The organism is Planococcus sp. TJ-307 (assembly GCF_058268435.1).
The window spans coordinates 520435-536867 of record NZ_JBZDOJ010000001.1; the positions used below are offsets into that span (position 1 = coordinate 520435).

Below are 16433 nucleotides of genomic sequence, written 5' to 3' on the forward strand. Positions count from 1 at the left end.
ACCTAAATTCGACAGGTTTTCGAACCTACGATTTTAGGTGTTTTTTAATAGCTGAATTCTCCATAAGAACTTAACCTTATGGTTTATAATGGAATTACAATAGAATCCAAGGAGTGATTGTTTGTTCCCCAAAGACGTTGTTTACGAATTTTTAGCCGAAATAAATCGACAAGAAGCAAAACAAAAAGCTCTTATCGCTGAAGTTCTGTCAAAACCATTGTTCAATTTCACAATGCCTGTAATTAAAAACCCAAACATTAAAGTAGACTATGAACGAATCGAACGAATCATCAAGAAAAACTCAAAATACGGTTGGACTCTGACACAAGAGTTAGAGTTTTCCTATTACTTTAAAGACGAACTACTTAACTCTTCATTTAATCAACTAGATAACCATTTTTACGAATACTATTCAAAAAACGATTGGGAATTCTATCACCATACAAAAAAGCTCATATTGGAAACAATTGATCCAAAATGGACGGAACTACTTAATGAGTGTTTTGACAACTTCGAACAAGACAAATACAAATCAATCATTCCTACCTTGTTTTCGGTCATTGAAGGTGAAACAGCTTTTATCTATGGATCGACCGAAGTAGGAACCGAGCTGTTTAAAACAATGAAAGAAGAGACGAGAGATGTAGAACACGAACTAACAAAACTCACTATTTATTCGATGGCAGAATTTTTACGTTGGCAATTATTTGGTTATCAAGACTTCTCCAAGTCACGCAAAGGTGTAATCAACCGCAATCGAATATTGCACGGACGCGACGATCCTAAGTATTGGCACAGAGTTGATGCGCTTCGTTTAATTAATATATTGTCGAGTGTTCAACTTGTTAAAGAAAATAAAGACGGCTAAAGGAGAATAAAAAATGGGATACGAACTAATGGGAACAACCGAAGAAGCTTGTCCGTGTGGAAAATCATTAACTAAAACACATCGATATATGGATGATTGGAACAGAACAAAAAGCGATTACGTAATGGTTTGCGAGACTTGTCGTAACGAATATACACACGAAGTAGAGCAATGGGTGAAAATCGAAGATTGGCAAAAGAAACTCAATGCCGTGCAGAAATATGACGCGAAGAAACGGTCAGTTGAAGAACTGGCTGCGGTAGAACTGGCAGATGAATGGTATCAGCACTTTGCCCACGTGAAAACAAAAAAAGCTTTTTACGATGCGATGGCAGAGAATACAGGTGCAGGTCTCACCAGATCGCGTTTCAACAAAGAAGTTGCTGGTAAGTCAATGGAAGAAACAATCAATCATCTATTAGGTGAGATGTTAAGGTCTAAGGGAACTCAAGATGTAATGGAGAAAATTTCTTCTAAAAATCCACTTATACTTGCAGAAGTAGAAGAACTAGATAAGCTCCTAGCAGAGAAGAAAGCTGCCGAGAGTGAATTTAGAACCAAATTAAATTAAGTTTATCAACGCTACCTTCGGGTGGCGTTTTTTCTTGTTCTTTTTCTGGCTTTCTTATTCCTTTTCATTATGATTAATCAAAATTGTTCGACTTTTTTATTAGGAGAGTGTGAAATGAGCGAGACGCAAACACAGAAAAAGGCAAAAATTTATATTGATTTAAACCATCTGAGAGAAATTCTTTCTCAAACCAAACAAGAGGAAAATTTAATAGAATTTGTAGAAAAATTCTCAGATAGAATATACAAGCACAATTTAAATGTCTTAGATATTATATGTTTTGGTAATTTCGATGGTGGTTACTTAAAAAAAGAAAACATCCAATCTGCTTTGAATCTAATCGGAGTTAAAACAAAATTCCAACCAGATTCTGCAATTACAGATGTTTCATATATCATTTCTGATGTTCATAGAGATTTATACGAAGAAGATATTGATGTATTTGCAATTTTTTCACGACTTAATAATCTTAGACCTTTGTTAAAAAATATAAAATCAAAAGGAAAAGTAATGATTTTATCGGATCAAAAATCTTTTCTTGAAAACGATAAGATTTTAAGTAAAGAAAAATTTTATGGATTGGAGATTTTCATAAAACAACCCAATCCAGAAGAATTAAATATATCAAAAAATGAAAAATTAATAGCAACACTTGAAAAAATGGATGTTACTGACTTGTCTTTGGAAGAAAAAATAGAAGTAAAAAAACTTTTCGATTTCTTCATCCAATCACCACTTTCAACAAAGTTCGATAACACTAATAATAAAGAAGACCTATTATCTGTAGGTGGATTTATTCAGTTGTATTGTGATTATTCGAACTTGCCACGTGTAAAAGTGAAGGAAAATTTATTTAGAGCGCACAAATTAAAATACGTAGAAATATATTATTCAGAAGATAGAAAAGCACTTTGTATAAAAAAATTTACTAAATCTAATTGACAAATCACATTTTTTAAATACAATTTAAAAAAAGAGAAAAAAGGAAATTATGATGTTGAGAGATTGTTAATTTACGATATTTACTTTCACGTTATTCACCTTTACGATATTTACTTTCACGTTATTCACTTTTACGATATTTACTTTCACGACAATAACTATAAATGTTATTTCATAAAATACTTGATTATTTCCGTAATCAAGTATTTTATTTTACCTTTTGGGTATACACTAATCAAAAGGAGGTATCCAAAATGAACGAACACCAAGAATTCATAGGTTGGATCATCGAAGCATTAATAGATGAACACAAGCTATCGAAAGAAGATGCTGAACGCATATTTAATGAATCTGCAATTAACAGAGTTTTAGAAACGGATGAATCTTTCGTATACCACTATCAACCCGAAGATTGGGCAGACTGGTTAATGGAAAGGAATGTTCAAGTTAAACAGGGATAAAGATATCGAAAATTATATCAACTGTGTTAAATTATATATGAACGCCAGATGCCTCATTTCCGATAGACTGGAAGTGATTTTTTTATTGATACAAATAAAAAATGAAATGGATGAAATGTTGGTACAAAAAAACAGCCGCTTTTTCAACGGTTGTTTTAAGTATTATATTTTTTTGCATTGTTAAATTTTAGTTTTATATATGAGGCTTATTCAATTTAACCCTCTGTTTGTTTTTTTAGCTACCCTTAACTTTGAATAAAAAAAGATAGTTAGAAGAGTAATTAAACCAATAAGAATCATTCCACCACCATAGAATAAAGATATACCCATTCCTTCCCATCTTCCTACGTGCAGACCCCAGTAATGAATTCCTACTCCTATAAGAAGAATGATAAATCCAATTAAATAACTTCTTTTTTTCACAACACTCCAAGCGATTCCGATAGAAGCAAAGATTAAAATAATAATTGGAGTATACACAATTAAAAACTCTGTCATTTCAAAGTTCATCCTAAAAACATCTCCCTTCATTTTAAATAGAAAATTGCTTTAAGTTAATCACGAATTAAATCTGTGTTATTATTCTACCTTATTTTTCTGATAATTATAACAAGTTCCTTAATTTAATTGAAAAAGCTCAACAAAAGGAATGGTTAAGCTCTCGAAGTTTTAACGTTTGTAAATAATATCTTCCCAAGTATAAACACGGTCGGCAATGCCTAAGCGTTCGGCTGGAGTTTTCTTTACACCTTGGGATCTGTATGGCAAACAGAAATTGTAATAGGTTCTTAAAATCGTAATTGCCATTTGTGAGTACCGTGGATAGAAGTTGGCATAAATATAGCTCTTACCATCTCCACGTGCCGTTAAAAGCGGTCTTTCTAAAATAGATAACCTACGGCGAATGATTTGAAGAAAGCTGTTAATCGCGTTGTCATTTGTGTTTAACAATAAGGCTGCTTGTTCAAAATCAGTTAAATGAGATACATCGGTTAAGATATCCAATTCCCTATGACCACGATCGCTTGTCGGTATCGGGTGCTTCATCGGATTCGAAGCGTGAGTGTAATAGATTTCACCGTTTTTAGAAACTTGTTGATTGTGGAATCTATGACCATCCCTCAGTGAGTCTTCGATGTAGTATAAGGCAAGTTGCCGAAGGTTGAAGTTCTCATAGCCTTTTTGCTTTCCCCAATCTTTCAAAGCACGAATGGATCTAAAAAACGTTTTCTGCGCTTGGCTACGTGTTAATGCCTTATCGGTTGTACAAACCATTTGATGTGCGTCTTTTGAGAGAATTTCATCTTTAAAGACACGTTGATACGAGTTGATAAGGGAATCATCGTTATCTGTGATAAATCGCCACTTCTGGACATTGAGTTGGTTTTTAATCAACCAGAGTTGAGCTTTCGTTGTATAGCCAGAATTCACGTGTAAGCCATCAACATACAATCTCCTTGCTTGGAACTTCTTAGACAAGTCTTGGTACTCTGGAAAAGTTTCTGTGTCGTTTTTGGTCGGTAACATCGGTGAATGGGAATACTTGCCGAAGCGATCGTTCCTTCTTTGGAAATCATTTAAATGGTCTTCTTTGAAAATTTGTGTATCGTCCTCAATCTTGTCGATTGAAGCGTCCCAATCATAGGCAATATCCGTTCGGAATACATAATTTGAAACGGCATCAGCTGTTCCAACAATATGGGTTGGCAACTGCTTTTCGTCCAAATGACGGCTGCTGTTTTTGCCTTGTCCTCTTTTCAATACATTGTTGAGTACATAATGGAGTTTGTCCGTGTTCAACCACATATGCTCAAACGACTTTTTGGCTAATGGTTTGGTTTCACGCGTTTCTAAGAATTCTAAGCAACATCGGTAAAGCCATTCCAACTTTTGATAGTATGTTCCTTTTGAAATTTGTAAAATCTCACACGTTCGGTTGATTGGTGTTTTGTTGACCAATTGTCTAGCGAACAACGGAAGTATTTCATTTCGTTGTTGATGGTAAGACGTATTCCGTTGCTTAGTCGGCAAGACATTCGTATATTTTTTACAGGTCTTACACTGATAGATTTGAGATTTGGCTTTGCTGACACCGCGTTTATAGAAGTCTTTGGGTGCTTTAAATGGAGTGGAGTCTAGGGTGCAGGAATCTTTGTGGAATTCGTAGTCTGGTTCGATTACCTTTAATGAATTGATGCGGATAAGGCGTTCGATTTCCTCGGATAATGACCAGTTTGACATTGCGGTTACATTACACTTTTGAGGTTGAACATCGTCTAGGTCACGTTTATCGGGATTGCACTGAATTGATTTCTGTCTATCGTTTCCTGATATGCGATATCTCCCAGGTTTACTTTTAATATTGAATTGTTCCTGTGGCAAACCGAAGTTCTTGCACAACGGATTGGTGCAATGATTCATCTGAATTTCATAGGTCTTTCCCTGCCATTCGAATTTCATCGGACGAAAAGCAAGTTTGTTTTCCTTGAAAGAGAATTTCTTAGGTGTGAGAAGTGGATAATCATTTTGACGGTCTTGAATTTCCTTGGGCGTGAGAAATGGTTTTGGTTTGATGAATGTGTCGGCAGAAGTGCAAAGCTCTTTATATATCGTCATTCGGCTTCAACCCCAATTCCTTTAAAACCCGCTTGTTGTTCTTTTTGTTGCGTACCCATTCAACGAAGTCTTCGTCTTCTAGAAGTCCTACGATTAAACGGCCCACGATAGCTTCTTCGGATCGTTCGCTGTATTCAGAGAAATGTTTGACGGTGTTCCGTGCGAGTTCCGATAGTTCCCATTCTACAGGTTGTTTGTTCAGTCGTTTTGGTTCGATTTTTGACATTGCAATTCACTCCCTTTTTAGTGTGCCAATTAGACACTGAAATAGTTGGTTTACAATTTTAATTGTAGTCTTGATAATTCGGGTGTCAATCGAATGTCTAAAAAAGACGGAAAAGTGGTGGAAACCCTTTGGTATCAATAAAAAATAGACCGCTAATTAAGGTTCTAATTAGGGGTCTATTTGAGGTTCTAATTGCGATTTTGCGATTCAAAACTGAACGGCTTACCTTCCGGTTGAGCCTGCTTTTTTTCTATATAACGTGATTGCCAGTATATAAAGAAGCGGCAAGATGGCTGTGAAAAGAACCAAGCCTGTCCAGCCGACAGAAGTCCACAGAGGACTTAACAGGGAACTGCCTGCAGCGACGCCAATGTAGTAAGCGACCAAATATAAACTGGAAGCACTGCCTTTATGATGATTGGCTTGTTGGCCAACAGAGGCGGCAGTCAAAGAATGGGAAGTGAAAAAGCCAAGACAGGTTACACAAAGGCCAATGACAATGATCCAAAGGTAGGGGCTGAGTGTCATAAAAATGCCAACTGACAATAAGAATACTCCTGCCAGGCGAACATTGCGCAAACCAAATTTTTCAGCTGCACGTCCTGCCATAGGGGAACCAATGACGCCAATGCCGTAAGCAAAGAACAAATACGATATCGCCTGCAGCGACATAGAATATGGTGGAGCTTGCAAATAGAAAGGCAAGTAGGTCCAAATACCAGTAAAGGAGATCTGGAGAACGGCACCAAGCCCGAAAACGACGAGAAGGGCCGGGTTTTTCAAATGGAACAGGAATCCTTCAATGTCTTTTGCGAAACTTAATTGGGTAGAATGGAAGTTTCGGGACGGTGGCAGCAAGTAGACAACCGCTGCGAATAATAGAAGTCCTGTCACTGCAAATACATAAAAGGAGGTTTGCCAGGAAAAATGATCCGTCAAATAGCCGGTTAAGAAACGGCCGAGCATGCCTCCCAATGCATTGCTCGAAATATAGAGAGCCGTAGCATAGGCAATGTTTTTTCTGTCAATTTCTTCGCTAATATAGGCGAGCGCCGCAGCAGGAACACCTGCCAGCGCAAACCCTTGGATGAACCGGAGAAGCAACAGAACGGTGAAGGAATCGGTCAGCGGAATGATGAAAAATGGAATCGCTGAACCGAGCAATGAATAAATGATATAGGATTTTCTGCCGTTGCGATCAGAGAAAAAACCGAGAACAATTAAGCCGACTATTAAACCAATGATGGTCAAAGACAGTGATAAGCTCGCTGTTGAAACGGAGACTTGAAATTCATCGACGAAAACAGGCAATAAGGGCTGAACGGCATACATGTTCGCAAAGATAAACAAAGAAGCAAACAGGAGGCTAAGTATAATTTTCCAAAACTCTCGATCTTTTACGGTATAGCGCTGAGGTTCCATAGTCCACATCCATTCACTAATCACTGTCATGCTATTTGTTAGTTTACCATTACCAAACAAGCAATCCATATAATTGAAAAGAAAGTATGGATAATCGGGAACTCCGGCTAGATCGAGCTCGTTTAATGGTAGGACGGAACAAAAAAACCCGCGTGCGCACAGGCAGCGGGAAAAATTTATATTTTCTTAAAGAAAGAAGCGATTTGTTTTTTTGTCGGTTCCTGCAGTCTGTAACGCAGTTCCTTGTTTTGAGTATTAACGATATGATAGGCCGGGTTTTCAGCAACTGTGAATTTCCAGTGCGGTTTTGTATTTTTCTTTTTGATTTGAAGTTCAGGAAGCATCATTTTTTTCGTGAAGCTTTCAAGTTTTGCCATTAAAAAGGTATCCATGTACCGTACGAGCAAAAAGCCTTGTTGACGTTCCGGATCGAACTTTGCCAAATTAAATTCACTGACATCAAATCCTTTTTCATATCGCTGAACAGATGGGGATAAGACAAAACAATCTTCATTCATAAAGATAGTTGAGTTTCCTTGTTGTTTCAGCCCTAATTCTTCAACCAGAAAATCCTTGTTGACGAGACTCATTTCGCGTGCAGTAGCCATGTGATTCCTCCTAATATAACTCGTTGTTCTTCTATTATAACACTATTTAGCCATTTAAGGGACCTTAACGAATTTTCCATGAATTTTGAGTCTAAGCGAGTGCAGAGGCTTAGGGCTATGGATTTAACAGAATAAAGATAGGTGCTGAAATTAATAGAATGCCTAGACTGAAGGTTAGTAAAAATGCCAATAGCTTTTATTGTAACGAACAAAAAATTGTCTGAATATTTTCGGGTACAAAGACAATAACGCGGAAATAAATAGAATTATCTGTTATATTTAGGGTGAGCGAACCATTACCTAAAGGAGTGATGAGCGTGTGTGGAAGATATTCGTTGTTTACGGATTATGCGGTAATAATTGAACGTTTTCATATTGAAAATACAACGGTACATGAAGATGAATATTCCGCCAGTTATAATGTCGCCCCTTCACAGCAAGTGTTGGCGGTTGTAAATGATGGAGATAAAAACCGCCTTGGTAAACTTCAGTGGGGACTGATTCCTCCATGGGCAAAAGACGCCAAAATTGGGTATAAGATGATTAATGCCAGATCAGAAACAGCGGCGGAAAAACCAAGCTTCCGCAATGCCTTCAAAAAGAAACGCTGTCTGGTGGTGGCCGACTCTTTTTATGAATGGCAGCGAAAAGACGGGGCGAAAATTCCGATGCGCATCAAATTGAAAACCGGAGAACCTTTTGCTTTTGCCGCCCTTTGGGAATCATGGCACTCACCCGAAGGAGAAATTATCAATAGCTGTTCGATATTGACGACTGGCCCCAACGCTTTGATGGAATCCATCCATGACCGGATGCCCGTTATCCTGACGAAAGAAGGCGAGAAAATCTGGCTGGATCCCCAGGTAGAGGATATTGAAACATTGAAAGACCTGATGAAACCATACAAAGCAGAAGAGATGGAAGCCTATCGTGTATCCGAGGAAGTTAATTCGCCTAAGAACAATAAACCGGAGTTGATTGAGAAAGTCGGTTAAATCAGCCTTAGGGGGGATTTAGATGAAGAGTGGCTTGATATTGGAATGCGGCGGAATGCGCGGGGTTTATACCGGTGGCGTTCTCGAAAAACTTTTGGAAGAAAAGATTTTTGTCGATTACGTAATAGGCGTTTCAGCAGGAGCTTGCCACGCCTCATCTTACATCTCCAGACAAAATGGCCGCAATCGGGAAGTGACGATTGGTTATATTAATCATCCTGAATACATCTCAGTAAAAAATTTGCTTGTGAAACGGGAACTTTTTGGTATGGACTTGATTTTTGATCGAATTCCGAACAGTTTGGTTCCTTTTGATTATGGACGCTTTCAAGACGCGACAGAAGAGTTTGTGGTGGGCGCAACAGATTGCCTAACTGGTAAAGCCGTTTATTTCCAAAAGCCAAATCGGCCGGAAGATGTCCTGGCTATTGTTAGAGCTTCGAGTTCTCTTCCCCTCATGTCACGGCCAGTGGAATTTAACGGCAAACTACTAATGGATGGCAGCATTGCCGATCCATTGCCGATTCGGAAAGCTTTGTCAGATGGCGTGACGAAACCGGTAATTATCTTGACCAGAGAAAAGGGATACCGGAAAAAGAAAAGCCGATTTGCAAAAATCATGCCAGCATTTGTCCGCCAATACCCAGCAATCGCTAAAACAATGGAAAATCGGCATATGTATTACAACGAAACCATGGAATTTATTGAGATGTTGGAAAGCGAGGGCCTTGCTTTGGTGATACGGCCAATGAATTTATATAAAATTAAGGGCATTGAGCGGGATCCAAAAAAACTCGAAAATTTGTACAATCAAGGCTACCAGGATGCAACCGCCAGATTTGACGAATTGCTCCATTTTCTACAAAAATAAAAATTGTGAACCTCAGGAATCGCATCGTGGTAAAGTTAACATGAGGTGATGAATTATAATTCTCAAACTAGATCATCAAAACGCACAAATTGCCAAAGAAATTCAACAAATCCAGCAAGAAGCTTATAGGGTTGAGGCTGAGCTGATGGGCTTTGATGGAATTCCACAGCTTCATGAAACCTTTGCAGAAATTCAAAACAGCACTGAAATATTCACTGGCTATCTTGAAAGGCAGTTGCAAGGAGTAATATCATACCGAGTTAAAGAGGGAGTTGTCGATATCCATCGACTGGTCGTAAGTCCGAACCATTTTCGTAAAGGCATCGGCAAGAGTTTGGTGGAATATTTGCTGAAGCAATATGACGGCTATGAGTTTGCCGTCAGTACCGGCACTGCAAACAAACCAGCGATTAGCCTTTATAAAGCTTTGGGGTTCCAGGAACAGGGCTCAATAGAAGTAGCTCCTGGCATCCATTGCACGCAATTTTACTTAAACAATTAGATTTTCTAAGCAAAAAAATGAAAACGTTAAAATAAAAGCATGAGGTGTATTCATGAAATTAGATCAGATCGATCGAAAAATATTAGAGTTATTAACCATAAACGGTCGGATTTCATATGTAGATATTGGCAAGGAACTGAATTTGTCTCGCGTGGCGATTCGAGAAAGAGTCCATCAGTTAACGGAAGCCGGCGTTATCGAGAGCTTTACAGTCGTGATTAATAGCGAAAAAGTTGGGAAAAAAGTATCCGGATTTTTTGAAGTGGACTGTGAACCGGCTTCTTTGGTTGAAGTGGCTCAAACTTTGGCAGACAACCCAAGTGTCGCCAGCTGTTACCAAATGACTGGTCCATCTACGCTCCATATGCATGTCTTGGTAGATGATTTTGCCGGTCTCGAAAAATTTATCAATGAAGAGCTTTATGCTCTCGATGGCATCACCAGAGTGGAAAGCCATATTCTTCTCCGGCGCTTCAAGAGCAGAACCGGCATGAAACTATAAAATCTTGCATGTTACTAACTGTAGACAAACTCGATTCATACGAGTTTGTCTACAGTTTTTTTATGTGGCACGGAACAGTTCAACCGCTCTGGCCGTTTAGTTTCTTGGTAAATGGTCATGGTAGGGGGAAATTAGCCTGCAGCTAAAAAGCTGCAGGCTTTTAATATTGGCGATTGTATTTATGTTTACTAAATCGTTCGCTTGTGAAAAGTAAAAAATATACAATAAGTTGGAAAAAATAAAGAAAAACAGACTTTATGAAAGATATTTTACAAAAAAATAAACCTTTCGAAAAAATAGTGTGGATTTATTCGCAATCATGCTCTATAATCAAAATTATCAATTTATTTACTTTTAGAAAGTGAAATTAAATAAATGCTTAACAAATGATTAGGAGGTGGAGAATTGATTGCTTTAATAATACGTCGCGCTTTGCAGTTGTTGTTCTTATTGTTTGGTATTTCATTTCTGGTGTTTTCTTCCATGTATATCGCGCCAGGAGATCCAGCAGCAGTTATTGGAGGGCCCACCGCTACAGAATCAGACATTACTGCAATTCGGGACAACCTGGGATTGAATGATCCATTCCTCACACAATACGCAAGGTATGTAGGAAATGCGGTTCAAGGAGATTTTGGCTACTCGTATCAAACCGCTCAACCGGTCGCGGACGCAATTATAGTCCGATTCCCCAACACCTTGAAATTAGCCATCGCCAGTATGATCGTGGCGGTAATCATTGGGGTCATTACAGGATTGGTTTCTGCATTGAGGCAAAACTCCTTTTTGGATCTTTCAGCAACCACGTTTGCTCTTGCTGGGATTTCGATTCCGAACTTTTGGCTGGGCGCCTTGCTGATTTTGGTGTTTGCTGTAAATCTTCAGTGGCTGCCGGTTGGAGGGATGTCGAATCCCTTCTATACAATTGATGGCATTAAAGAATTGATTCTGCCGGCGATTACTTTGGGAACAGGGTCGGCAGCAATGATTGCCCGAATGACCCGATCGTCCATGCTGGAAGTGATTCGTGCGGATTACGTGCGGACTGCACGGGCAAAAGGGGTCAGAGAAAGAAATGTGATATGGATCCATACGTTGAAAAATGCCATGATACCCATCATCACAGTTATTGGATTGAATTTCGGTTTCTTGCTGGGCGGCACGATTATTACAGAAAAAGTATTTGCCATTAATGGTGTTGGCCGGTTAATGATCGATGCGATTGCAGCCAGGGATTTTCCAATGGTTCAAGGATCCGTGCTGCTCGTAGCAACCTTGTTCGTCATCGTCAACCTCATGGTGGATATCGTTTATACGTATATTGATCCACGCATCAAATATGAATAGGGAGGAGGGGGAGCTATGACAACAGCGGACACTGTCGAATTGAAACCGAAAAAAAGAGAAAAATACTACATTACAACAATTCGGCGATTATTAAAAAATAGGTTGGCGATTGTTGGCCTGGCGATTGTCATTCTTCAAGTGCTAATTGCCATCTTTGCTCCATTTATTACGTTTCATGATCCCATCACACAAAATTTAGCAAACAGAGAGATGCCGGTTTTCAGTGAGGGGCATTGGTTGGGGACAGATAATTATGGCCGCGATGTCTGGAGCCGTATCGTCTATGGTGCCCGAATTTCCCTTGTTGTAGGGAGTGTGGCCGTCGTATTGGGACTTGTAGGCGGCATCATCCTCGGCATGTTGGCTGGTTATTACCGGAAAATGGATGCCGTCATCATGCGCTTTGTCGATTTGCTGTTTTCATTTCCTGGTATTTTGCTGGCGATGCTGATCATTGCCATTCTTGGAACAAGCCTGGTGAACGTAGCGATCGCCATCAGTATTTGGTCGATTCCAACCTGTGCTCGTATTGTCCGAGGATCGGTATTATCTATAAAAGAAAAAGAATACATTATGGCCATGCGATCGATGGGAGCATCCGACTTGCGGATTATGGTCCGCCATATTTTGCCGAATGCTTCAGCCCCAATTATCGTTTTTGCCACAATGCGAATGGCTACAGCTATCTTATCGACAGCTGCTCTGAGCTATTTAGGGCTCGGTGCCCAGCCGCCAACACCTGAATGGGGAGCCATGATTTCGCAAGGGCAGGATTTCATGTGGTCTTCACCTCATTTAACCATTGTGCCGGGGATCGCGATCATGTTGACTGTTTTTGCTTTTAACGTATTGGGCGACGGCCTGCGGGATGCGCTTGATCCGAATATGGATTTACAACAATAAAACATATAGGGGGACGTTATTGATGAAGAAACAATGGCTGCTTTTATTAACATTAATCGGGTTGCTGATTTTAAGTGCATGTTCAGAGAGTACAATTCCTGAAGGCGCAGAAGGCGGGAGTGATGAAGGCGCAACGTCTTCAGAAGCTGCTGAGCAGGAAGTAATTTATGCTTCTACAACGGACGCAGTAGGGCTTTCGCCAACTATGACGAACGACTCGGTATCTTCGAGTGTTATGTCACAGATCTATGAAAACCTGTTTGAACGCAACCCTGAAACAATGGAACTCGAGCCGCAATTAGCCGAGTCTTATGAAAATCCAGACGAGCTGACATGGGTTATCACATTGAAAGAGGGAATCGAATTTCAGGATGGTACCCCATTTAATGCGGAAGCAGTTAAGTATACGTTTGAAAAATTGATTGATCCTGCTACTGCTGCTCCACGGGCTTCTTTGCTGGAGCCAATCGATACTGTAACTGCAATTGACGAAACAACAGTAGAGATCAAAACGAAATATCCATATGGACCGTTGTTGGCGGCTTTGTCACACTCAAACGCAGCTATTATTTCACCAACAGCTGATGAAGCCCAAGATTTGATGCAAGAGCCAGTAGGCACCGGACCTTTCAAATTCGCAAGCTGGAATCAGGGAGATCAAATTGTATTGGAGAAAAATGAAGACTATTGGGATGGCGCTCCAGATTTAGACAGAGTGACATACAAAGTCGTACCTGAAGTTTCTACAGCCATTTCCATGCTGCAAACGGGTGAAGTGAACTTTATCGATGCTTTGCCGTCAGAACAATTATCACGCGTTGAATCATTGGAAAATGTTGAAGTGACGAAAAAAGAAGGAACACCGGTTTATTACTTAACGTTCAATCATTCGACAGAACGCAATCAAAATCCGGATTTCCGAAAAGCAGTGGCAAGTGCAATTGACCGTGATGCATTCGTAGAAAACTTAAACGGGCTAGGTGTCAGAAGTGACAGCGTTCTTGGGCCGCAGGTTTTTGGCTATGATGAATCAGCAGATGACGCGGGAACTGCCTACGATCCGGAAGCGGCTAAACAATTAGTCGAAGAAAACGGATTTGGCGACGAGCCGATTAAGTTGCTTGCTGCTAACCGTGATAATTTTGTCTTAATGGCAGAAATTGTACAGTCTCAATTGACGGAAGCTGGATTTACCGTAGAAATTGAAACAATGGAATGGGCAACGTTCTTGGACACAGCTCGTGCAGGTGAATACGACTTAACATTCTTGAGCTGGTCAAACGTAACAAGTGATGGTTCTGAAATGTTCTATCCGAACTTCCATTCAGATAACGTCGGCGCATCCAACCGTGCACAATACAGCAACCCTGAATTTGATGAACTGGTCGAAGCATCACGCACGACAGTCGATCAGGAAGAGCGTGAAAATTATTTGGCACAGGCGAACCAATTAATGTTGGACGAGGATGTAGCGATTGTTATGTACCATGGTGTCGTGACGGCTGCTACTGACGAATCAATCCAAGGCCTTCAATTGGATCCAAACGGACAATGGTTCTTACAAGACGTAACAAGAGAGTAGGGAAAGTATGGCAGAGGCATTACTGGAAGTTAAGAATTTAGTAACGTCGTTTCGTACAGCGGATGGTTCATTACAAGCGGTCAGAGATGTCTCTTTTCATGTGAATAAAGGGGAGACTCTCTGTATCGTTGGAGAGTCTGGTTGCGGCAAAAGCATTACTTCTCTATCCGTCATGCGGCTGCTGCCTTCAAATGGCACGATTGAAAACGGAGAGATTTTACTGGATGGTGAATCTCTCCAAAAACTTTCGAATGAGCAGATGCGGCAGCTTCGCGGCAATAAGATGTCCATGATTTTTCAGGAGCCGATGACTGCTTTGAATCCGGTGCTGACCATTGGTTATCAATTGCGCGAGCCGCTGTTCCTGCACCATAAATTATCAAAGGCAGAAGCCAACAAACAAAGCATTGAATTGCTCAGGCAAGTGGGGCTGCCCAATGCTGAAAAGCGGTTGAATCAGTATCCACACGAACTTAGTGGTGGGATGAGGCAGCGTGTCATGATTGCCATGGCACTTGCCTGCCACCCGAGCTTACTAATTGCCGATGAACCAACAACCGCTTTGGATGTAACGATCCAGGCACAAATTTTGGATTTGATCAAAGACTTGAAGGATAAAATGAATATGGGTGTATTAATGATCACACACGACATGGGTGTTGTGGCAGAAGTCGCCGACCGCGTCATGGTCATGTATGCCGGCAAAAAAATTGAAGAAGGACCCGTACGTGAAATTTTTGAAAACCCTCAGCATCCCTATACAATCGGCTTGCTGAATTCGGTGCCGAATGTAGACGATCCAGAGTTTGAATTAGAACCGATTCCAGGGAATATGCCAGGGTTGAATGAAAAAATATCAGGCTGCCGTTTCCACCCTCGCTGCAAGTTCGCGATGGATAAATGCAAAACAGAGGTGCCACCGGAATTCAAGGCTGGAAAAGAGCATTATGCCAGTTGTTGGCTTGTAGACAAGGAGGTGGAGCCAGTTGACGACACTCAAAGAAAAATCACCCTCGAAGTCTGAAATTCTTTTGGAGCTGGACAGTGTTAAAAAATATTTCCCGATCAAAGCCGGTGTTTTAAAACGCGTAAAAGGGAATGTGAAAGCGGTAGAATCCGTTTCCCTGAAGCTCTATAAAGGAGAAAGCCTTGGAGTGGTCGGAGAATCTGGATGCGGCAAATCGACATTGGGCAGAACCATTTTAGGATTGGAAGAGCTGACTGATGGAAAAATTTTCTTTAACGAGCAGGAAATTCAAGATTTAAAGCGAAAAGAGAAGAAGAAGTTTGTCAAAGAAATGCAGATGATTTTTCAGGATCCATACGCATCCTTAAACCCACGCCAGCGGGTTGGACACGCGCTGGATGAGGTCTTTAAAATGCACACCAGCATGCCCTTGCAGGAAAGAAGGGATGCAGTGGAAGATTTATTGAAGGAAGTGGGTTTGAAGCCGGAGCATTATGACCGGTACCCCCATGAATTCAGCGGCGGACAGCGGCAACGGATTGGAATTGCCCGGGCAATTGCTTTAAATCCGCAATTTATCATTTGTGATGAAGCTGTTTCAGCGTTGGACGTTTCGGTACAAGCGCAAATATTGAAGCTATTGAAAACGCTGCAGGAAAAGTACAATCTGTCTTATTTATTCATTTCACATGATCTTGGAGTGGTTCGTTATTTCTGTGACCGTGTATTGGTTATGTATTTAGGGCATACTGTAGAGATGAGTGATGTTTCCAAAATTTTTAAGAATCCACTTCATCCTTATACACAGGCTTTGTTGTCTGCGATTCCGCGGCCAACCGTAAATGCGAAAAAGGAACGGGTGCGTTTGGTGGGAGATATGCCAAATCCGTCAAACCCGCCTTCAGGCTGCCCTTTCCACACGCGCTGCCCTATCGCACAGGAAAAATGCAAAGTGGACAAACCAGCATTTATTGAACACGAAAAAGATCATTTTGCTGCTTGCCATTTTGCCGGATAACCATAAGCCGAATGCGGGAAGTGTTTCCGTAT

At 40.4% G+C, this 16433-nt stretch carries 18 protein-coding genes; 13 read left to right on the forward strand and 5 right to left on the reverse strand.

Features of this window, described 5'->3' with window-relative positions; translation table 11 throughout:
* Positions 1-121 precede the first annotated feature (121 nt).
* The 4 genes from AC4EHK_RS02550 (at position 122) to AC4EHK_RS02565 (ending at position 2842) form a co-directional block, all read left to right on the forward strand.
* The gene (locus AC4EHK_RS02550; RefSeq protein ID WP_490977229.1) at positions 122-868 is read left to right on the forward strand and encodes a hypothetical protein; all 747 of its coding nucleotides are present in this window, start codon (positions 122-124) and stop codon (positions 866-868) included.
* Positions 869-881: 13 nt separating this feature from the next.
* Positions 882-1439 carry a hypothetical protein gene (locus AC4EHK_RS02555; protein ID WP_490977230.1) on the forward strand — a complete coding sequence of 186 codons (558 nt, stop codon included), beginning with the start codon at positions 882-884 and terminating at the stop codon, positions 1437-1439.
* 114 nt (positions 1440-1553) lie between these two features.
* On the forward strand, positions 1554-2381 hold the full coding sequence (locus AC4EHK_RS02560; RefSeq protein WP_490977231.1) for a PIN domain-containing protein: 828 nt from the start codon (positions 1554-1556) through the stop codon (positions 2379-2381).
* Between the two features lie 254 nt (positions 2382-2635).
* Positions 2636-2842, forward strand: coding sequence for a hypothetical protein (locus tag AC4EHK_RS02565; RefSeq protein ID WP_490977232.1), 207 nt, complete (start codon positions 2636-2638; stop codon positions 2840-2842).
* 210 nt (positions 2843-3052) lie between these two features.
* On the opposite strand, the gene AC4EHK_RS02570 is transcribed toward AC4EHK_RS02565, so the two are convergent.
* The 5 genes from AC4EHK_RS02570 to AC4EHK_RS02590 all read right to left on the reverse strand — a co-directional run bounded on the left by AC4EHK_RS02570 (position 3053) and on the right by AC4EHK_RS02590 (position 7714).
* Positions 3053-3352 (reverse strand): hypothetical protein, encoded by a 300-nt coding sequence (locus tag AC4EHK_RS02570; protein WP_490977233.1) that lies wholly within the window; start codon positions 3350-3352, stop codon positions 3053-3055.
* Between the two features lie 159 nt (positions 3353-3511).
* Positions 3512-5458, reverse strand: a complete 1947-nt coding sequence (locus AC4EHK_RS02575; protein ID WP_490977234.1) for an insertion element protein — start codon at positions 5456-5458, stop codon at positions 3512-3514.
* Complete coding sequence (locus tag AC4EHK_RS02580; protein ID WP_490977235.1) at positions 5445-5684, reverse strand: hypothetical protein; 240 nt, start codon at positions 5682-5684, stop codon at positions 5445-5447. Before AC4EHK_RS02580 ends, AC4EHK_RS02575 begins: the two co-directional genes overlap by 14 nt.
* Before the next feature lie 222 nt (positions 5685-5906).
* Positions 5907-7106: an MFS transporter gene (locus tag AC4EHK_RS02585; RefSeq protein ID WP_490977236.1), complete on the reverse strand. Its 1200-nt coding sequence runs from the start codon at positions 7104-7106 to the stop codon at positions 5907-5909.
* Positions 7107-7282: 176 nt separating this feature from the next.
* Entirely contained in the window at positions 7283-7714 is a 432-nt protein-coding gene (locus AC4EHK_RS02590) for a hypothetical protein (RefSeq protein ID WP_191715016.1), read from the reverse strand.
* 317 nt (positions 7715-8031) lie between these two features.
* Here AC4EHK_RS02590 and AC4EHK_RS02595 point away from each other — a divergent pair, with 317 nt between their 5' ends.
* From AC4EHK_RS02595 to AC4EHK_RS02635, 9 genes are all read left to right on the forward strand, one after another.
* The gene (locus AC4EHK_RS02595; RefSeq protein ID WP_490977237.1) at positions 8032-8709 is read left to right on the forward strand and encodes an SOS response-associated peptidase; all 678 of its coding nucleotides are present in this window, start codon (positions 8032-8034) and stop codon (positions 8707-8709) included.
* Between the two features lie 22 nt (positions 8710-8731).
* Complete coding sequence (locus AC4EHK_RS02600) at positions 8732-9580, forward strand: patatin-like phospholipase family protein (protein ID WP_490977238.1); 849 nt, start codon at positions 8732-8734, stop codon at positions 9578-9580.
* 145 nt (positions 9581-9725) lie between these two features.
* Complete coding sequence (locus AC4EHK_RS02605; RefSeq protein ID WP_490977239.1) at positions 9726-10082, forward strand: GNAT family N-acetyltransferase; 357 nt, start codon at positions 9726-9728, stop codon at positions 10080-10082.
* 52 nt (positions 10083-10134) lie between these two features.
* Complete coding sequence (locus AC4EHK_RS02610) at positions 10135-10584, forward strand: Lrp/AsnC family transcriptional regulator (protein ID WP_490977240.1); 450 nt, start codon at positions 10135-10137, stop codon at positions 10582-10584.
* Between the two features lie 405 nt (positions 10585-10989).
* A complete protein-coding gene (nikB, locus tag AC4EHK_RS02615; RefSeq protein ID WP_490977241.1) occupies positions 10990-11931 on the forward strand; it encodes a nickel ABC transporter permease in 942 nt (313 codons plus the stop codon).
* Positions 11932-11946: 15 nt separating this feature from the next.
* Entirely contained in the window at positions 11947-12834 is an 888-nt protein-coding gene (locus tag AC4EHK_RS02620) for an ABC transporter permease (protein WP_490977242.1), read from the forward strand.
* A 22-nt stretch (positions 12835-12856) separates the two neighbouring features.
* Positions 12857-14416, forward strand: a complete 1560-nt coding sequence (locus AC4EHK_RS02625) for an ABC transporter substrate-binding protein (RefSeq protein ID WP_490977243.1) — start codon at positions 12857-12859, stop codon at positions 14414-14416.
* 7 nt (positions 14417-14423) lie between these two features.
* A complete protein-coding gene (locus tag AC4EHK_RS02630; RefSeq protein WP_490977244.1) occupies positions 14424-15440 on the forward strand; it encodes an ABC transporter ATP-binding protein in 1017 nt (338 codons plus the stop codon).
* The gene (locus AC4EHK_RS02635) at positions 15403-16401 is read left to right on the forward strand and encodes an ABC transporter ATP-binding protein (RefSeq protein WP_490977245.1); all 999 of its coding nucleotides are present in this window, start codon (positions 15403-15405) and stop codon (positions 16399-16401) included. The genes AC4EHK_RS02630 and AC4EHK_RS02635 overlap by 38 nt, the downstream gene beginning before the upstream one ends.
* The last annotated feature ends 32 nt before the right edge of the window (positions 16402-16433 follow it).

Bases quoted from the DNA above. Each gene is read 5' to 3' on its own strand.
- AC4EHK_RS02555 (WP_490977230.1), top strand. From the start codon at position 882: ATGGGATACGAACTAATGGGAACAACCGAAGAAGCTTGTCCGTGTGGA.
- AC4EHK_RS02560 (WP_490977231.1), top strand. From the start codon at position 1,554: ATGAGCGAGACGCAAACACAGAAAAAGGCAAAAATTTATATTGATTTA.
- AC4EHK_RS02565 (WP_490977232.1), top strand. From the start codon at position 2,636: ATGAACGAACACCAAGAATTCATAGGTTGGATCATCGAAGCATTAATA.
- AC4EHK_RS02570 (WP_490977233.1), bottom strand. From the start codon at position 3,352: ATGAACTTTGAAATGACAGAGTTTTTAATTGTGTATACTCCAATTATT.
- AC4EHK_RS02575 (WP_490977234.1), bottom strand. From the start codon at position 5,458: ATGACGATATATAAAGAGCTTTGCACTTCTGCCGACACATTCATCAAA.
- AC4EHK_RS02580 (WP_490977235.1), bottom strand. From the start codon at position 5,684: ATGTCAAAAATCGAACCAAAACGACTGAACAAACAACCTGTAGAATGG.
- AC4EHK_RS02585 (WP_490977236.1), bottom strand. From the start codon at position 7,106: ATGGAACCTCAGCGCTATACCGTAAAAGATCGAGAGTTTTGGAAAATT.
- AC4EHK_RS02590 (WP_191715016.1), bottom strand. From the start codon at position 7,714: ATGGCTACTGCACGCGAAATGAGTCTCGTCAACAAGGATTTTCTGGTT.
- AC4EHK_RS02600 (WP_490977238.1), top strand. From the start codon at position 8,732: ATGAAGAGTGGCTTGATATTGGAATGCGGCGGAATGCGCGGGGTTTAT.
- AC4EHK_RS02605 (WP_490977239.1), top strand. From the start codon at position 9,726: ATGGGCTTTGATGGAATTCCACAGCTTCATGAAACCTTTGCAGAAATT.
- AC4EHK_RS02610 (WP_490977240.1), top strand. From the start codon at position 10,135: ATGAAATTAGATCAGATCGATCGAAAAATATTAGAGTTATTAACCATA.
- AC4EHK_RS02620 (WP_490977242.1), top strand. From the start codon at position 11,947: ATGACAACAGCGGACACTGTCGAATTGAAACCGAAAAAAAGAGAAAAA.
- AC4EHK_RS02625 (WP_490977243.1), top strand. From the start codon at position 12,857: ATGAAGAAACAATGGCTGCTTTTATTAACATTAATCGGGTTGCTGATT.
- AC4EHK_RS02630 (WP_490977244.1), top strand. From the start codon at position 14,424: ATGGCAGAGGCATTACTGGAAGTTAAGAATTTAGTAACGTCGTTTCGT.